The sequence below is a fragment of the Faecalicatena contorta genome (assembly GCF_021531895.1).
Lineage (GTDB): Bacteria > Bacillota > Clostridia > Lachnospirales > Lachnospiraceae > JAFBIX01.
The window spans coordinates 20,808-38,480 of the sequence record NZ_JAFBIX010000026.1 but is presented as its reverse complement, the minus strand read 5'-3'; the positions used below and the strand labels follow the sequence as shown (position 1 = coordinate 38,480).

Genomic DNA, 17,673 nt, shown 5'->3' with positions numbered 1-17,673 from the left:
TATAGCCAGTGCCCTTATTATTTGTCTATAATCATATTAAGTTATTTCTTCTATAACATTCCAGTTAATATAGTTTACGAATACATCTGATATATTAGGTAATGTTTCTTTACACATCTTCTAATATCTTTGAACTATTATGTGGTATTATCCTCAATATGTCTGCAAATATAATCTATATTATTTCCGGTTTTTCTTCTCCGACTCTTTTTATTATTATAATTACCGGCTATTCTCTATCCTCTATGGTTAAGGCTTATTCTCTGGGAACTTTCATTTGCCATACCACTAACATATTGACTTGTAAATTCGAAATTGTCCAATGGATTAAGCCTCCTTTAACTTATATTTCCAATTTTGTTATACCTCACCGACATATGAACTATAACTATCTTCATCCATTTCCCTTCTAAAAACATCTCATATAGAATTATTTATATGGGACATCCTTCACTTTTGATTCCCTTTCTCGTCAGGAATTCTTTTGGTTAATTTGGATTTCCTTTGGATTGATTATATAATAGCACTTGAGATTATATTTGTCAACACTATTTTTATATTTTCTTTTTATTAATTTATAATTTTATTCATTTGTATAAATTTTCAGATTTTTATTATTTTTTCGTTATATTTACAAAATTAAGTCGTCTGTTTTCTGGTAGTCCTTCAAACTATAGGATTCTATAATATTGCCCTGTACAACGTACAATGTATCGTCTATGTAGACGCCTCTGACGCTTCGCAGTCCATTCCCGTTGATTTCTTCTTCCATATTGCAGACAAAGCCACTCTCTTCATCGTACGCAAAGAGATAGTATTTTTCTCCTCCCTGTGCATCACCGGAGAATCCAATGATATTACGTCCATAATCAATGAGTACTGCCTTATAATCATAAGAAACGTCTGTACTATATACATTTTCCAGGACATACGTATCTTTCTCTTTGACATCTGCAGGATCCGAGATATCAAACATGGACAGCTTGACACCATCGGTCGTCATAGTCTCTTCATCTACATTCATACCAATTCCAAGCAGCTGATCTTCTCCGTAAAAATGCAGATAATCGGAAAACCCTGGGATTTTCAGCGAACCAATAATCTCTGGATGCTCCGGGTCTGACAGATCAACACTGAACAGAGGATCTGTCTCACGGAACGTTACGAAGTAACCAGTATCTCCCAGAAATCTGGCGGAATATACCCTCTCATCTTCAGCCAGTCCTGTGATGGAACCGACAATTTCCAGTTCTTGATCCAGAATATATACGGAATTCGTCTCACCTTCGGTGGTTACCACTCGCAGATAGCCTTTATATTCATCGATCGAAAATGAATCATTGAGATATCCCTCAAACTGTCCCTGTGCTTCTGCTGTCAGCATTCCATTCTTATAAGATACCTTTCGGACGGTTGTCACATCATTACTTGAATACCTCCATTCGGTCTCATAGAAATAAATATTTTCATTGCTGACATATATATCTCCACCCTTGGAAAATAGTGCTTTACTGTCTGTGACCTCAGAAGGATGTTCAAGATTGACCGCTGTAATCACTTCATACATATATGCCTGAGAGATTTGTGGCAGATAGATATCCTTTTCCTCTATGAGTTTACCATTTACCATCGGTATATAAGTCTCTGGTTCTTCTTTTCTCGCCTGATCCTGCAGAAAGTAATCACTGAACAGATATAGATATCCATCCGACATACGAGATGAATGATAGCTGCCACTTTGAGTAACTGTACCTTGTATCTGTGGCTTTTGTGGATTCTGGATATCATAGGTAATGACCTTGACAGCCTCCGTATTGAGACCACTGTGACTGCACACTGCCACTAATTTCTTCTGTTCTTCTGCCAGATAGAATTCGTAGATATAGTCTTCTTCCACGGATATAGAAGATACTTTTTCCATATTTCCGCCGGCAGTGTCAACAATTGCTATCTCCTGCTCATTATCTTCCAGAATATACAAGTATCTTCCGTCTGTCTTTACTACATCTCCTTCATCGACACCCTCTTGTCTTACATTCGTCTGAGAATAATCGCCAGTTGACGCAGCATAGTCAGAAACTGCACTTTTCGAATCGGCCGCAGATTCATTCGATCCACTTGTCAGAAAATCTCCCCTATCTACAGCATATTCCTCTGTGACGACTCCTCTCTCTTTGGAGAATTCTTCCTGGTACGCTTCAATATAACGATATACCTGTTCATAATCTTCTGCAGTGGCAATGGTCTTACTGTCACTGATAACATTATCCGATGGCGTTGTCACCGTCTGTTGTTCCTGCCGGGAACCTGCCAGTTGCCATACCGCAATTCCTGCCACGATCACCACACACGCAGCCGCCAGGGCACCCATCCGATACACTCGTATTCTTTTCTTCGGTTCCTTTTCTTCCAGCATCCGATGAATCCGATCCGGCCCAAGATTCTCTGGAATCTCAATATTCTCCGTCTGCTTCTGAATCTTATCTAATATCTCCTTTTCTCTTCTATCCATACAGCTGCCTCCCTTGACTTATCTTAATACACATTCCATCTTCTGCAGTGCACGTCGTCTTTTCGACCGCACAGTATTAGAATTTAGGCTCAGCATTTTCCCAATCTCTTTACTGTTATATCCGCCAAAGACCGATAAACCTATAACGATCTGCTCTTCTTCTTCCAATACAAAAAATGCCCTCCTGATATCTACCGACAGACCTATGTCTTTTTCCTCAACGGAGAAAGATTCATATGTATCTTCCCATGAACACAGCGCCTCTTTTGTTGCATTTTTCAATTTCTTCTTGCAGATATTGGACAGAATCGTGAACATCCAACTTTTAAACGCATCGGCATTCCGTAGTTTTCGGACATTCTCGTAGGCAGCAATCACTGCCTCACTGACTGCATCTTCCGCCTCATGCTGGTTCTTCATGATACACAAAGCAAATCGATACAGATCCTTATAGACTGTCTCATACATCTGCGCAAATGTATTCGCATCACACTTCATATCTTTTCCTCCCTGCAAGATATATGGGTACTGGTACATATTAGAGTCAAAAATAGGGGTAACTGTTGCGGGGACGCAGAAAAAACTGCGTCCCCGTGTATGTTTTCTTTTATTTAACCTTTGTAGTAGTTGATCAGGCAGCCTTTTAAGATAATTTCTCTTTCGTTGTCTGTCATATCTCCGAGCTTGAGATCAATTTCTTTCAATCCTTCGCCGACCACGTATGCTTTGATATCGGTTGCTTTTTCTTCGATTGCTTTTCGGATCTCTGGAACGAATATATAATCGCCGTTTTTGAAGCTTAAGTTCTCATGATTCTCTTCTGTAATGAATGGAAGCATACCCCAGTTGATCAGGTTCGAGCGATATCTCTTAGTTGCGTATTCATTCGCAATATTGGCCCAGCCACCAAGCACTTTCTGGCAGGATGCCGCCTGCTCTCTTGCGGAACCGTCTCCTGGTTTTACTGCAAATATGGTACTTCCGATTCCAAGATTACCCTTTCCTGCTTCCGGGTAAGTTTCCTGCACTTTTGCCATGACTGGTTTTAATTCATCCAGTACTTCCAGAGGACACTGTCCGGCTTCGATTGCCTTTTCCGCTTTCTGCACTTCTTTTGCACGTCCAACATATGCCGGATCTTTTCTGGAGAGAGCGAATTCTGCCAGTCCCAACGGATTAGAACGATAAGAGGAAGTCTCACCAGAAGGAATCAACTCATCGGTTGTGGTAACCGGATCATGTATCTCAGATACAACTTTTAACAGCAGATTCTCCGGAAGTGGTGCCATTGCCGGCCAGTCTTTGATGTTTGGACCAAACTTGATCTCAACGGAAGGATCTGCAACTCCCTTACTGTCAAATACACGATTTGCATAGATATTCTTGTCAAAGTGGTAGGTGCGGCCTTTGTATTCCACATCCATCGCCGTAGCAGGTGTCAGGAATCCTTTGTTTGCAGCCGTTGCTGCAATAGAGCGTGCATCCATAAGTGCAACAGATGCAATCTGTCCACTCTGCAGCTTAGAACCTTCACGATTCGGGAAGTTTCTTGTAGAGTGGCGGATAGAGAATGCGTTATTAGCAGGTGTATCTCCTGCGCCGAAGCAAGGTCCGCAGAATGCTGTCTTCACGATCGTTCCTGCCTCCATAAGATCCGCAACTGCTCCATTTTTCACTAATTCCATATAGATTGGGGTACTTGCCGGATATACACTGAAGGTAAATTCATCCGATCCGATATAATGTCCCTTAATGATGTCTGCTGCCGCACAGATATTTTCAAATCCACCACCTGCACATCCTGCGATGATTCCCTGATCTACATATAATTTTCCATCAACGATCTTATTCTGTAAGCTATAATCAACTGCTCCGTCCAGACTTACCAGTGCTTTCTGCTCTACATCATGAAGGATATCCTTCAGGTTCGCATTAACTTCATCAATTGTATATACGTTTGACGGATGGAATGGCATAGCGATCATTGGCTTGATCTCACTCAAGTTCACATAGACCATACCATCGTAGTAGGTCACTGCTCCCGGATTCAGTTCCTTATATTCTTCTACTCTTCCATGAATATCGTAGAATTCCTTAATCTTCTCATCCGTCTTCCAGACAGAGGACAGACAGGTTGTCTCTGTAGTCATAACATCAATTCCAATACGGAAGTCAGCACTCAGCTTCTCAACTCCAGGACCTACGAACTCCATAACTTTGTTATTCACATATCCATTTGCAAATGTTGCACCAATGATTGCCAGTGCGACATCCTGCGGACCAACGCCCTTCATCGGTTCTCCATCCAGATAGATTCCTACGACCTGTGGCATCTTAATATCATAAGTCTTATTCAGCAGCTGTTTTACCAGCTCCGGTCCACCTTCGCCCATTGCCATCGTACCAAGTGCACCATAACGCGTATGACTGTCAGATCCCAGAATCATCTTACCGCCGCCAGCCAGCATCTCTCGTGCGAACTGATGGATAACTGCCTGATGAGGTGGTACATAGATTCCACCGTATTTCTTTGCACAAGTAAGCCCAAACATATGATCATCTTCATTGATCGTTCCGCCCACTGCGCAGAGAGAATTATGGCAGTTCGTCAGGACATAAGGAATCGGGAATTTTTCCAGGCCGGATGCTCTTGCCGTCTGAATGATTCCAACAAATGTAATATCATGAGAGGTTAATTTATCAAATTTAATCTGTAATCTTTCCATATTACCAGAAGTATTATGCTCCTCAAGGATATGGTATGCCATCGTATTCTTCGCAGCCTCAGCCGGTGACAATTCCTGTCCTGTCTTTGCCTTTACTTCTTCTGCATGTTCCACAATCTCAGTGCCGTTTAACAGATAGACTCCATTTTCGTATAATTTCACCATGTACTATCTCCTCCTAATTATTTATGTATTTCATGTGGTCTGCTACCATCATGGCTATCTTAAACGTCAAAGCATCGTCAAATACCCTGACATCTAACCCTGTTTTCTTCTGGATCTTCTCCAGACGGTACACCAGCGTATTGCGATGTACATATAACTGTCTGGCAGTCTCTGATATGTTCAGATTGTTATCAAAAAATGTGTAGACCGTCGTCAGTTCTTCTTCTTCAAATTGATCTGCGACATTTCCCTGGAATACTTCCTCCAGAAACATCTCGCACAGAGATGATGGAAGCTGATGAATCAGCCGTCCAATTCCAAGTTCATTATATGCCAGAATATTCTTATCGGAATAGAATACTCTTCCAACTTCCAATGCCATATCCGCCTCTTTGTATGACTTGGACACGTCTTTCAGCTCTTCGATGATCGTTCCATAAGAAACTCTTACACTTACCATTGCTTCCATATTCAGCGTATCTACCAGCTCTCTGGCAATCTGCGCAAGCTTCTGGTAATCATCCGTCTTCTCCAATGCTCTTACAAGAATTACATGCTTTTCATCCACTGCCGTTACAAAATCCTTTGTGCCCGTAGCGTATAATCCCTTTAACGTCTCAAGAATCAGGTTCTCCCCTTCATTCTTCGCCTCTATCAGGAACACGGTCCTTCGCAGTTCTACCGGGATCTTCATCTTTTTCGCCTGATTATACACATCGACCAACAACAGATTATCCAGAATCAGATTCTGGATAAAACGATTCTTATCCATTCGTTCTTTGTAAGCAAACAGCAGATTCTCCAGTTGGCTGACTCCCATTCTGCCTGCCATTTCCAGCTGTGGAGAATCTCCTTTTAAAACGAATACATAACAAGGATCTTCATCTTCATATGCCAAGAACATTCCTACATCTTCGCTGACTTTCTTCTCGTTCTCCTGTGCCGACTTACAAAACTCTGAGACGTCTGCATCAAGACTTATCATTTTTTCATTTGTCATTACAAGGCAGATTCCCTTCATGTCCCACACAGCGCATTCTAATCCGGTAATCCGCTTCACATCCTGTACGGTTTTATGTAATATTTGATTTGATAACAATGGATATCCTCCTATTCTGTAGCATACATGTTTATTTTACCATAGGATAGAAATCATGTCTAATACTTTACTTCAATACAGCAAAGAAGAGGCCAGGCACCCGAAAGTGTCTGACCTCATTGTTATTATTCCTAGTTTGTAATTGTCTGCTCTGTCTCTTTGTCGAATACGTGGATCTTGTCAGCATCAAGAGCAAATTTAACAACATCACCTGTTCTTGCTGTTGTCTTAGGCTCAACTCTTGCTGTCATGCTAGATCCTTCATAATCGAAGTACAAGAATACTTCAGCACCAAGCATCTCGTATACACGAATCTTAGCTTCGATAACTGTATCTGGAGATTTTGCAAGGAATTCCGGCTCATCATGTACATCTTCTGGACGAATACCAAGAACAACTGTCTTTCCATCGTATCCGCCATCGATAAGTTTTTTAGCTTTTGCTGCTGGCAATTTAATCTCAGAAGGTCCTGCGATCAGAGATACTTCGCTGCCATTTACTTTACATACAGCATCTACGAAGTTCATCTGTGGAGATCCGATGAATCCTGCTACGAACAGGTTGCACGGACGATCATACAGTGTCTGTGGTGTATCTACCTGCTGAACGATACCAGCGTTCATAACTACGATTCTTGTACCAAGTGTCATAGCTTCTGTCTGGTCATGTGTTACGTAGATGATTGTTGTACCTAATCTCTGATGCAATTTAGAGATCTCGATACGCATCTGTCCACGAAGTTTTGCATCCAAGTTAGAAAGAGGCTCATCCATAAGGAATACCTTAGGATTACGTACGATAGCACGTCCCATAGCAACACGCTGTCTCTGTCCACCTGACAAAGCCTTTGGCTTACGATCCAACAATGCTTCCAGGTCAAGAATCTTAGCAGCTTCACGAACCATCTTATCAATCTCATCCTTTGGTACTTTTCTTAACTTCAGACCAAATGCCATGTTATCATATACTGTCATATGTGGATACAGAGCGTAGTTCTGGAATACCATTGCGATATCTCTGTCCTTAGGCTCTACATCGTTAACGATCTTGTCCCCAATCTTTAATTCTCCGGAAGAGATCTCTTCCAGACCAGCGATCATACGAAGTGTTGTTGATTTACCACATCCTGAAGGTCCTACGAAGATGATAAATTCTTTATCTTCAATTTCAAGATTGAAATCTTTTACTGCTTCAAATCCGTTTGGATATGTTTTGTTAATGTGTTTTAATGATAAACTTGCCATTTTAATCTTCCTCCTAAATCATTCTGCCATACCGACATTATTTCTTACGCTTTTTTTGCTCTGTTCAAAGTATATAAAAAAAGTTCAACTTCGGCTATGCCCAAGTTGAACAATTTTTTCAGGGTTTTCTATACAAGTTGACGAATGCTTCTTATTACTTGATTATCACTTTACAGCGGCGCATTATAACAGTGCTTTGTAGACGTCCCGCTTCCCGATTCCCCGGTCTTTTGCAACGCGTTTCATGGCCTCTTTTCGATCGATCCCCTGGCTCTCATAATACTCCATGTGTTCTTCGATAGTCATCTCTTCCCAGTGTGCCTGTTCTTCTGCCCGGATCTCGTCGCGGCTCTTTCCTTCTATCACCATCACACATTCGCCTTTTGGCTCATGATTATTATAATATGCAAGTGCTTCTTCCATCGTTGCAGCGAATACCGTCTCATGCTTCTTGGTAAGCTCCCGGCAGATACTGATCTTACGATTGCCAATCGTATCATACAGAAGCTGTAACGTTTTCACCAGACGATGCGGCGCTTCATATAAGACAATCGTCCGCGTCTCTTCCTTCAGCTCATCCAGCACTGCCTGACGTTCCTTTTTATCAGCCGGAAGAAATGCCTCGAATGCAAATCTTCTTGTAGACAATCCAGATATCGTAAGTGCTGTAATACAAGCTGCTGCCCCAGGAATTGCAGTCACCACAATTCCCGCCTCCTGGCACATCTTCACCAGTTCTTCTCCCGGATCTGAGATTCCCGGAGTTCCAGCATCCGTGATCAATGCAATATCTTCTCCGTTCAGCAGATGTTCTACCAGCTTATGTCCCTTTTCTATCTTATTGTACTCATGATAGCTGGTCATCGGCGTTTTGATCTCAAAATGATTCAAAAGCTTGATACTGTTGCGGGTATCCTCTGCTGCGATCAAGTCCACCTCTTTCAGAATCCGGATGCATCGAAATGTCATATCCTCCAGATTGCCGATGGGGGTGGCACACAAGTATAATGTTCCTGGCATTGTTATTTCCTCCTATATATCTCCAGAAGTTCTTCCGTATATTCTCCATCTTTCCGATACACGATAAGTGGCGGCTCCACCTGCATTCGTGGTCTTCCACCCCGCAGTCCTTCCAGAAGTACCATGTTCGGCTCTTTATCAATGTGGGGATAGACCAGCCGCATCCGCTTTGGCTCAATTCCATATGCTGACATCTTGGCAAGTATCTCCGGCAGCCGAAATGGCCGGTGCACCATATAAAACCGCCCTTTCGGCTTTAACAATCTTGCGCTTTCCCTCAAAATATCATCCAGCGTACACAATGCCTCATGCCGTGCAATGTACAATGCTTCATTTTCATTTTTCAGACCGTGCTCTCCGATCATATAAGGAGGGTTGGTCGTAATGACATGAAAGGAAGCTGCCCCAAAGATTCCGGACGCTTCCTTAATATCTCCCGTTACAATATCAATCTTATCTTCCAGCCCATTATGGCTCACACTCCGGCGCGCCATGTCTGCACTTTCTTCTTGAATTTCCAGTCCCGTATAATGTTCTCCCTCATTCTTGGCTTCCAGAAGAATCGGCAGAATTCCTGTGCCTGTTCCCAGGTCTAGTGCAAGTTCTCTCTTCCTGACCTTTGCATAAGACGACAGCAACACCGCATCCATCCCGAAGCAGAATCGTCCGGGACTCTGGATGATCTCATATCCTTTAATCTGAAGATCGTCCAGACGCTCTTCGGGCTTTAAATTATTCATCATCTAATTTGGACACTCCATTCTTTTCTTCCAGTGCCTTCAGTTCCGCCATCTCTTCCTTGGTCAGCTTCACGTCCTTCTTCTTACGTTTTGGCTTGAACCTCAGTTCCGATGCTTTATATTCACGGATCTCTTTCTCATCATTATCCAGTGTTACGATTACCTTGACCAGCTGACGCAGCACATTGACAGACTGTACGTCACCTTTTAACCCTTCCGGTGTTGTCACATGATCACCATTGTTCGGAAGATGGCTGTTCAGCTCTTCGTATGTCTCTTCCTCATTGGTCAGGCAGCACATCAGTCTTCCACATACACCAGATATCTTACTTGGATTCAATGACAGATTCTGTTCCTTTGCCATCTTGATGGATACCGGCGCAAATTCCGTCAGATACGTGTGACAGCACAGTGGACGGCCACAGATTCCGATTCCTCCGCGAATCTTCGTCTCATCCCTCACACCAATCTGCCGTAATTCAATTCTGGTCCGAAATACGCTAGCCAGATCCTTTACCAATTCACGGAAATCAATTCTTCCGTCTGCAGTAAAGTAGAAGAGCACCTTGTTATTGTCAAATGTATATTCCGCATCAATCAGCTTCATTTCCAATCCGTGCTTACGAATCTTCTCCAGACAGATCTCAAAAGCCTCTTTTTCTTTTTCACGATTCTTTTCTTCCCTACGGATGTCGTCTTTGGTCGCTATACGGATCACCGGTTTCAGTGGCTGTGTAACCTGGTTATCTTCTATATCCTTCGGACCACTCACAACAGATCCAAACTCCACACCGCGCGCCGTCTCTACGATTACTTTATCACCCGTCTTGATCTCATATTTCCCCGGTGCAAAGAAATAGATCTTTCCTGCGGGACGGAATCTTACTCCAATCACTCTTGTCATATTATTAATTCTCCTTTATCGTCAGGAACAAAAGCTCCATTACCAGATCGAAGTTTACATTCGCCTTCAATCTGGCTTTGGCCTTCTCAAGGCTCTCCAGAATTAACTGGATACCCTCATAAGAGCTCTTTTTGGCCTGTTCTTTGATATAATTTATCTGATCTTTAAATACGACCTTGTCGATATCTTTGGTCGCTTTATACAGCAAGATATCCCGGTACCATATCATAATGATATCCAGATAATCTGTAATTTCTAACTTATACTTCGTAATCCGGCTGACTGCCTGTACGATCTCACTCAATTCCATCTCGTGAATGTATTTCAGCAGCTGAATTGCCTCATCACGAATCTCATTAAAATGTTCTGAGTTCGCCAGCATGATTGCACGTCCCATGTTGCCCTGGGCAAATGCAGTACAGATCTCTGCTTTATAATCTGGGATCTCCATAGTCTCCATCAAATACTTCTTAATCAAAGTATCTTTGATATAGCGAAGTTTCAGCATGACGCATCTGGAGGTAATGGTCGGAAGCAAAGTCTCTGCATTCTCCGTCAACAGCATGATCACTGCATACTTCGGCGGCTCCTCAATCGTCTTCAGGAGTGCATTCTGCGCCTGTGGCGTCATCATATCTGCATGATCGATAATATATATTTTGTAAGGTCCCTGATAAGGCTTTATCATAATCGTGTTATTGACTTGTTCCCGAATATCATCAACACTGATAGAATTCGGCTTTTCATGTGTCACTCTGATAATATCCGGATGATTGCCGCTCTCTGCCTGCCTGCAGGAATGGCACTCATTACAGGGATCAGGTCCACCCTTCTCACACAAAAGTGTTGTCGCAAAAAGATTCGCCAGCAGCTTCTTCCCAGAGCCTCGTGCTCCATTCATAATATATGCATGAGATACCTGATCTTCTCTTATTGCATTTCCTATATATTTGATAATATCTTTGTGGCCAACCACATCTTTAAAGCTTCCCATATCGTATTTCCCCTATAATCTCTTCTAAGCATTGTGTTCTGTCTTGATTGACGAACCTTCTGGTAATTCCAAGGTTTGCAAGGTTCTCTTCTGAAAAATCTTTGGTATCCGCAAGGAATCTCCTGCACAGTTCCGCGTATCTGGGAACTTCCTGCTCCCTCTCACGCTTCAGGGCACGCATCAGACGCTCCCCGTCTTCTACTTCTATATATATAGGCACCAGATTCGACGCTCCATAATATGTTCTCATCTTATCGTATGATTCCAATGTGCCGATCACCAGATAATTCTCGTGATCCAGATCCACCTGTCCGTCATCGATCGTCGCATACTTCCAGATTCCATGCACGGTATGATATGCCCGCATCTCGATAATCTTGCCTTGGCTCTCATATGCATTTAACGTATCCTCTGACACGAAAAAGTATTCTACACCATTGTGCTCTCCTTCACGAATCGGCCGTGTTGTGTAGAGCGTTATGGTCTTCAGTTCCGGCATTGCCTGCTTCACTTCCTTAAACAGCGTGTCCTTGCCGGAGGAACTCTTTCCCATCATATAATATATCTTACCCATGCATCCATACCTCTATGTACTGCTCTTTTTTCAATCCTTCTATGGTAAAATCCAGATCCTGATACCATTGTAACATATCTGCCGCCTCTTGTGATATCTTTTCTCCCGGTACTACCAACGGACATCCCGGCGGATAGAGATATGCATATTCCATTGCCACATGACCAACGCTTTCCTGCCATGGCAGTGATCTGATCATCCCTTCTTCCGAAAAAAGCTCTACCTCAGCGCCTGAACAGATAATCTGGGCCCTTGGAAGACTGGACTGTACCGGAATCTGGAACACTTCTGAGATTCCATGTTCTCTCATTCGCCGGTCCACCTTCTCATCTATCTCTTCCAGCGCCGCAATCAGGCGATTCATCCCTTCTTCCGTATCTCCAATGGATGTCATCGCCAAGATATAAGTGCCTGCTGCCATCTCCATCTGCAGATGATATTCTTCCAGCAGAATATGCGAAAGCAGCCTGCTGGTAAGGTCCGTATCCTTCACAGATATGATCAGCTTCGACCGGTCAAAATGTTCTGTCTGAATCAGCTTCAGTCTTAGAAGTCCCGATAATCGCATCCGCATATACTCTAACCTCTCCACATAAGGTGCAAAACATTCTTCTGCCTTATGCTCCAACATCTCAACACAAGCGTCTATGCTTGCCATCAACACATAAGACGGACTGCTGGTCTGCAGCATATCCAGATACTTCTTCACCTTTCTTCGATCCACAAGATCTCCGTTCACATGTAAGAGCGCCGTCTGTGTCAATGACGGAAGCGTCTTATGAAGGCTGTGAATGACCAGATCTGCCCCCTTAGTATTGGAGTTCTCTGGGAAATAAGGATGAAAGCCAAAATGCGCTCCATGGGCTTCATCAACAATGATCGGAATGCCTTTTTCATGGACCGCTTCTGCTATTGCTTCCACATCCGATACCACTCCATCATACGTCGGCGATACTATGACCACAGCACGTATCTTGGGATTCTTCTCCAAAGCTGTCCGGACATCTTCTGCGGAAATCTCTGTATTCAACTGAGCCTCTGAATCAAAAGCCGGATATAGATATACCGGATTCAATTCATTCATATCTATCGCATGATACACAGACTTGTGGCAATTTCTTGCCACAAGTATGGTATCTCCCTTCTGAGTCACACCGAATATAGCACTCAGGATTCCCACCGTACTTCCATTGATAAGGAAATGCGTCTCATCCGCATGATAGATTCTTGCCGCACGCTCCTGTGCATCCCTCAGGATACCATCTGCGTGGTGCAGATCATCGAATCCGTCAATCTCGGTGATGTCAATCGAATAAGGAGAAGTATCTCCCAACAGATCCATCTGCCTCTTGTGCCCTGGCATATGGAAACCATAATAATCCGAATGACTATATTCTCTCAATCTGTCATATATTGTACGCATTATAATCTCTGTCTCCAACAGCAGCCTTCCATATCGTAAATGTATTTCAGTGCTGTCAAGCTTTCATCTCTTAAAAGTATATGTTACCATTCTATCAAATCAGAAAGGTTTAATCAAGCCATAAACTCCTCCAGAATCTGGCGTATCAGGACATCCTTCTCCACTTCATCCAACTTGCCTTTCCTTGATTCCTTGTCTCTGGAAGCTGTCTGCATCTGTGATGCTGCCTGAGGAATGCTCTGTGAAGGTGTCTGCACCATTGTCTGTGGTGTTGCCTGCGGTGTGATCTGTGAGACTTTCTGTGGCGCTGGCTGAGGTGACGGCTGCGGCATCTCTTCTGGTCTTGGTGTTACAACTCTGGGAGCGGAAGGACTTGATATCTCCTGACCTGCCCCTGAATCTGGCGTCTCATTTTTCTCTTCCGGCATTACGCCAAATTCCATAGATGGCCCCTCCTGTGCCATAACCTTGATCTCCTTCTGATACGACTTCTCATAACGGTGAAGACATACATTTTCCAGATAATCTACCATATAATTCTGCACTGCTTCCAACTGATATCTTTCATCCGTTATCAGATGCACCAGATAGACCAAAATTGCAAGACCCGCTCCTGTTGCTCCTGTTCTCAGCACCATATCTCCCATTCCGTTCATAAGATATTCCAGCAACGCTCCGCCGGCTCCGAGCACCAGACACAGTCCGGCAGTTATATTCTCCATCCTTCTCCATCCATGAAGCTTCATCCCCAGCACCCGGTACTCGTACAGATACTTGTCCACAAATACCCTGACATTCTCCACTTTGTCGCTGACCATACACGCGTGTTCAAACTTGGCGCGCACCAGGCGCATGAGCGGATGGGTGCTTTTGTTCATATTCCCCGCTGCGCGCACCAGACGTTTCAAAGTGACATTGGCGATACATTTACTCACGATCCCTAAGACTGTCAGGATTCCCATAAGCACGAATAATACGTGCCCGTCCAATATGATTTCTAACATAATAAAGCCCTCCTTTGTCTAGCATTATAGCTGAATTTCCAAAGGAGAGCTCAAAAACCGTTCTACAGATTCCGCACCTCCCCGAGGGAGAATCTGTCAGATTCACAGGATTCTTGTACAGGATCCATTCTACAACATTGGCAGCAATTCCTTCATAAGCCTTACGCTGTGGGCAATTGCCTTGCGTTCAAATGCCGGATAATCCATGGTCGCACTGTTGTCGGCTTTGTCCGAAATGGCACGGATTATGACATACGAAACTTTGTTCAGGTAAGCGGCATGAGCGATCCCAGCTCCTTCCATCTCCACGCACAGCGGATGAAAATTCTCCACGATTCTTTCTTTCACTTCCTGCGAAGAGATGAACTGATCTCCGCTTGCGATTCTTCCGGTAAATGTATGGATATCCGGATTCGCCTTTTCATTGGCCCGGACTGCTTTTTGAACCAACGTCTCATCCGCCGGAAATGCCAATGTATCCATTCGCGGCACCTGTCCCACAGGATCACCAAATACCGTGGCATCCATATCATGATGCAGGGCATCTGTAGAGATGACCATATCCCCAATATCGATCTTCGCATCCAGAGATCCCGCAATTCCAGTATTGATCAGTGTATCTGCCTGGAATCTGTCCACCAGAATCTGCGCACAGATTCCTGCATTAACCTTGCCGATCCCACTTCTCACTACCACTACCTCTTTGCCGCATAACGTTCCCTTGCAGAACACCATAGATGCCTGCTCGATCGTCTCCTGTACCTCCATATCATCCTTCAATGCTGCGACTTCTTCTTCCATTGCTCCGATAATTCCTATCATATATCCGACATCCTCCTTAATAAACTTATCCATTGATTCATCTCAGGATATGCCCAAGATGTTCTCTACATCACAATCATACATCTGTGCTATGCTCTATTATAACGGATGGAAAATGGGATTTCAACTTATGACTGATTCATGATCTTTTTATAAAAGATACGGAAAAATTATAGAATTTGCCCGGATTCTTTGCTATAATCCGATATATCGAAACACAAAGGAGGCAAATACGCATGGATTATAGACCACATGGTGTCTGTTCCCAGCTGATCCGAGTAGAACTGGACGGAGACATCATTAAGAATGTAGAATTTGTTGGTGGATGTGCTGGAAATACTACCGGGATCTCCAGCCTGGTAAAAGGCATGAATGTTCACGATGCCATCTCTCGTATGGAAGGCATTACCTGCGGAAGCAAGGCAACATCCTGCCCTGACCAGCTCTCCAAGGCACTTCGCATGGCACTCGCGAATAATAATTAGGATGGGAACGAGATTTCTTATAACATGGGAAAAGGATACGAAGCCTAGCATGTAGCCTCGTATCCTTTCTTTTTTGTTTTTCGTTCTTTTTTTGGCCGGAGAGATTGTGGGAAGCACCGTCTGCGACGACTTTAACCCGTCTCGTGGGTCTTACGGTTTCTCAATGTAAGGTTGAAATTAAATTAATAGTTTTCATTCCTTTAAATCGCACCGCAAACGGCGCTTCCCACAATCTCCCCGACTGGCGCAACATAATTTTTTTAATTGGCTTTTGTTTTTGTTTCTTTGTTTTTTGTTTTTCTGTCAGTTAATAAATTTTTTCCCTCTTGTTCAGATCCCCATCTGAAAGATTCCTAAGGTTCTTCAATGTAGATTCCATCGGTAAAGGAACAGCTCACGTCACTATTTGCTGCATGCTCACATCTTACACGATAGTAGTAACCGCCTTCTACCTGTAAAGAACGATTTGACGCTACTCGGTCCATATTCAAGTTTTCCTTATTCCAACCATCATAATATTCCCAAGCATCATCACCTTCCTGAGCTCTTTCAATAATTACTGCAACTTGTACACTTGCTACAGTATGCGCAGCAATTGTTGTTCCTCCGGCATATAATTCTCCGGGTCCAAGTCGAACACATTTGGAATAACCTGTAAGCAAATCTTCTCCTCTGGTAATCTTCGTATCATAACCAATAGATTCTTCATCATGAGTCAAATACGAACCATCCAAAATTGGATCATCTGAACTCGCTTTGACATTAGTTGTTGAAATTAATAGCATGTTCGTCATTAACAACAATGCAAAGCACACAGACATAATTCTTTTTTTCATCTTCCACCTCCTTTATAGGATTTTACCCTCATATATTTAAACACCTAAATCAGCAAAAACTAACGTAATTATTTATAAAAAAACAAATTATTTATAATTATATCAAACGCTTCCTTTTCCATTGTTCCTACTAAGAAGTACTCAAGTCCATTATACTTAAATTTTGCGGAATATCTTTCTGTATTTGTACTTGGAGTCCTATATTCTTTAATCTCAATTTCACATCCCTCAATATTTTTTTTACTATTATTAACAACTTCATCCTCAACATCAATTCCTAATGAAGCATCTGCATATGAAGCATTAATAAAGTACACTATATTTTCTCCTTTATACTCATAAAATAATTCTGCAATTTGCATTTCTTCATCTAGTTCCATTCGATTAAATTTCATTTTTTCAACTTTCTGGGTTAATTTTACTGGTTCTACACCAAAAACTTCTTTGATTTTTTCATAAGCCTTTTCCTCATTCTCTTCCACTATTGTCATACTATCCTCACCCGAGGTAACCTTCTCAACTTCCCTGTCTCCAACTGCCTGTTTCAGCATCCTCACAATTCTCTCGGGTCCACCAATACTGGTGATTCCTACGGCCATCACCAGTATCAGCACTGCTGCCAGGCCAAAGTACATCTTAAACCGCTTTTTCTTGTGCACCACTTTGGCTTCTGTCTTCTCCTGTTCTTCTTCTGCCATGATCTTTCGTCCCAGTTCCAGAGCTTTTCGGTCTTCTTCCGATAACTGAGCATATATTTTTTCTTTTTTCATCTCTTCGATCTGCTGATCAATCTTCGCACGCAGAGACTCTTTCGTTCCTTCGGGTACTTCTATCGTATCATCCGCCTGGATGTCGTTTTCTTCTTCTTGGGCAAGCCTGTCGTATTCATTTTTTATGATTTGTTCCAGTTGATCCTTACTTTCCTTCATTGTAATACTCCTTGTCAGGTTTTCTTTGAATGATTACAGTGAGTTGCAATGTGAACAGTCCACCCCGCGCATCTGAAAAACGCGTCAGAACTGTCACGATACGTGTTCGAAATCTTTTTCTTTCTCTTGACCAATTCCCACGTAAACGTATAATATAATTATAGCATATATCGTATGAATATTACGTAATATTGAG

General features: G+C 42.8%; 16 protein-coding genes. 1 reads left to right on the top strand and 15 read right to left on the bottom strand.

Going from position 1 to position 17,673, the window contains the following annotated elements; genetic code table 11:
- Positions 1-631: 631 nt before the first annotated feature.
- From JQM81_RS10875 to JQM81_RS10815, 13 genes are all read right to left on the bottom strand, one after another.
- Positions 632-2,512: a beta-propeller domain-containing protein gene (locus JQM81_RS10875; protein WP_235233650.1), complete on the bottom strand. Its 1,881-nt coding sequence runs from the start codon at positions 2,510-2,512 to the stop codon at positions 632-634.
- Positions 2,513-2,530: 18 nt separating this feature from the next.
- The gene (locus JQM81_RS10870; protein ID WP_235233647.1) at positions 2,531-3,010 is read right to left on the bottom strand and encodes an RNA polymerase sigma factor; all 480 of its coding nucleotides are present in this window, start codon (positions 3,008-3,010) and stop codon (positions 2,531-2,533) included.
- A 113-nt stretch (positions 3,011-3,123) separates the two neighbouring features.
- Positions 3,124-5,403 (bottom strand): hydratase, encoded by a 2,280-nt coding sequence (locus JQM81_RS10865; RefSeq protein WP_235233645.1) that lies wholly within the window; start codon positions 5,401-5,403, stop codon positions 3,124-3,126.
- A gap of 13 nt (positions 5,404-5,416) precedes the next feature.
- Positions 5,417-6,502 (bottom strand): PucR family transcriptional regulator, encoded by a 1,086-nt coding sequence (locus JQM81_RS10860; RefSeq protein WP_235233638.1) that lies wholly within the window; start codon positions 6,500-6,502, stop codon positions 5,417-5,419.
- Positions 6,503-6,633: 131 nt separating this feature from the next.
- Positions 6,634-7,746: an ABC transporter ATP-binding protein gene (locus JQM81_RS10855; RefSeq protein WP_235233636.1), complete on the bottom strand. Its 1,113-nt coding sequence runs from the start codon at positions 7,744-7,746 to the stop codon at positions 6,634-6,636.
- Positions 7,747-7,929: 183 nt separating this feature from the next.
- Positions 7,930-8,766, bottom strand: coding sequence for a 16S rRNA (cytidine(1402)-2'-O)-methyltransferase (gene rsmI / locus JQM81_RS10850; protein WP_235233634.1), 837 nt, complete (start codon positions 8,764-8,766; stop codon positions 7,930-7,932).
- Between the two features lie 2 nt (positions 8,767-8,768).
- Entirely contained in the window at positions 8,769-9,509 is a 741-nt protein-coding gene (locus JQM81_RS10845; protein WP_235233632.1) for a tRNA1(Val) (adenine(37)-N6)-methyltransferase, read from the bottom strand.
- Positions 9,499-10,410 carry a PSP1 domain-containing protein gene (locus tag JQM81_RS10840; protein ID WP_235233629.1) on the bottom strand — a complete coding sequence of 304 codons (912 nt, stop codon included), beginning with the start codon at positions 10,408-10,410 and terminating at the stop codon, positions 9,499-9,501. The genes JQM81_RS10845 and JQM81_RS10840 overlap by 11 nt, the downstream gene beginning before the upstream one ends.
- A 4-nt stretch (positions 10,411-10,414) precedes the next feature.
- Positions 10,415-11,404 carry a DNA polymerase III subunit delta' gene (holB, locus tag JQM81_RS10835; protein WP_235233628.1) on the bottom strand — a complete coding sequence of 330 codons (990 nt, stop codon included), beginning with the start codon at positions 11,402-11,404 and terminating at the stop codon, positions 10,415-10,417.
- The gene (locus JQM81_RS10830; protein WP_235233627.1) at positions 11,391-11,978 is read right to left on the bottom strand and encodes a guanylate kinase; all 588 of its coding nucleotides are present in this window, start codon (positions 11,976-11,978) and stop codon (positions 11,391-11,393) included. The genes holB and JQM81_RS10830 overlap by 14 nt, the downstream gene beginning before the upstream one ends.
- Positions 11,971-13,401, bottom strand: a complete 1,431-nt coding sequence (locus JQM81_RS10825) for an aminotransferase class I/II-fold pyridoxal phosphate-dependent enzyme (protein ID WP_235233625.1) — start codon at positions 13,399-13,401, stop codon at positions 11,971-11,973. The genes JQM81_RS10830 and JQM81_RS10825 overlap by 8 nt, the downstream gene beginning before the upstream one ends.
- 113 nt (positions 13,402-13,514) lie before the next feature.
- Positions 13,515-14,405: a hypothetical protein gene (locus tag JQM81_RS10820; protein ID WP_235233624.1), complete on the bottom strand. Its 891-nt coding sequence runs from the start codon at positions 14,403-14,405 to the stop codon at positions 13,515-13,517.
- Positions 14,406-14,534: 129 nt separating this feature from the next.
- Positions 14,535-15,227: a 5'-methylthioadenosine/adenosylhomocysteine nucleosidase gene (locus JQM81_RS10815; protein WP_235233623.1), complete on the bottom strand. Its 693-nt coding sequence runs from the start codon at positions 15,225-15,227 to the stop codon at positions 14,535-14,537.
- Between the two features lie 236 nt (positions 15,228-15,463).
- Here JQM81_RS10815 and JQM81_RS10810 point away from each other — a divergent pair, with 236 nt between their 5' ends.
- Positions 15,464-15,712: a TIGR03905 family TSCPD domain-containing protein gene (locus JQM81_RS10810; protein ID WP_235233622.1), complete on the top strand. Its 249-nt coding sequence runs from the start codon at positions 15,464-15,466 to the stop codon at positions 15,710-15,712.
- A 353-nt stretch (positions 15,713-16,065) separates the two neighbouring features.
- Here JQM81_RS10810 and JQM81_RS10805 read toward each other — a convergent pair whose 3' ends face one another.
- Positions 16,066-16,548: a DUF6147 family protein gene (locus JQM81_RS10805; protein ID WP_235233621.1), complete on the bottom strand. Its 483-nt coding sequence runs from the start codon at positions 16,546-16,548 to the stop codon at positions 16,066-16,068.
- 68 nt (positions 16,549-16,616) lie between these two features.
- Positions 16,617-17,477 (bottom strand): DUF4367 domain-containing protein, encoded by an 861-nt coding sequence (locus JQM81_RS10800; protein WP_235233620.1) that lies wholly within the window; start codon positions 17,475-17,477, stop codon positions 16,617-16,619.
- Between the last annotated feature and the right edge of the window lie 196 nt (positions 17,478-17,673).

Excerpts from the sequence above, each read along its gene's own strand:
- JQM81_RS10875 (WP_235233650.1), bottom strand. The coding sequence starts at position 2,512 with ATGGATAGAAGAGAAAAGGAGATATTAGATAAGATTCAGAAGCAGACG.
- JQM81_RS10870 (WP_235233647.1), bottom strand. The coding sequence starts at position 3,010 with ATGAAGTGTGATGCGAATACATTTGCGCAGATGTATGAGACAGTCTAT.
- JQM81_RS10865 (WP_235233645.1), bottom strand. The coding sequence starts at position 5,403 with ATGGTGAAATTATACGAAAATGGAGTCTATCTGTTAAACGGCACTGAG.
- JQM81_RS10855 (WP_235233636.1), bottom strand. The coding sequence starts at position 7,746 with ATGGCAAGTTTATCATTAAAACACATTAACAAAACATATCCAAACGGA.
- rsmI (WP_235233634.1), bottom strand. The coding sequence starts at position 8,766 with ATGCCAGGAACATTATACTTGTGTGCCACCCCCATCGGCAATCTGGAG.
- JQM81_RS10845 (WP_235233632.1), bottom strand. The coding sequence starts at position 9,509 with ATGATGAATAATTTAAAGCCCGAAGAGCGTCTGGACGATCTTCAGATT.
- JQM81_RS10840 (WP_235233629.1), bottom strand. The coding sequence starts at position 10,410 with ATGACAAGAGTGATTGGAGTAAGATTCCGTCCCGCAGGAAAGATCTAT.
- holB (WP_235233628.1), bottom strand. The coding sequence starts at position 11,404 with ATGGGAAGCTTTAAAGATGTGGTTGGCCACAAAGATATTATCAAATAT.
- JQM81_RS10830 (WP_235233627.1), bottom strand. The coding sequence starts at position 11,978 with ATGGGTAAGATATATTATATGATGGGAAAGAGTTCCTCCGGCAAGGAC.
- JQM81_RS10825 (WP_235233625.1), bottom strand. The coding sequence starts at position 13,401 with ATGCGTACAATATATGACAGATTGAGAGAATATAGTCATTCGGATTAT.
- JQM81_RS10820 (WP_235233624.1), bottom strand. The coding sequence starts at position 14,405 with ATGTTAGAAATCATATTGGACGGGCACGTATTATTCGTGCTTATGGGA.
- JQM81_RS10815 (WP_235233623.1), bottom strand. The coding sequence starts at position 15,227 with ATGATAGGAATTATCGGAGCAATGGAAGAAGAAGTCGCAGCATTGAAG.
- JQM81_RS10810 (WP_235233622.1), top strand. The coding sequence starts at position 15,464 with ATGGATTATAGACCACATGGTGTCTGTTCCCAGCTGATCCGAGTAGAA.
- JQM81_RS10805 (WP_235233621.1), bottom strand. The coding sequence starts at position 16,548 with ATGAAAAAAAGAATTATGTCTGTGTGCTTTGCATTGTTGTTAATGACG.
- JQM81_RS10800 (WP_235233620.1), bottom strand. The coding sequence starts at position 17,477 with ATGAAGGAAAGTAAGGATCAACTGGAACAAATCATAAAAAATGAATAC.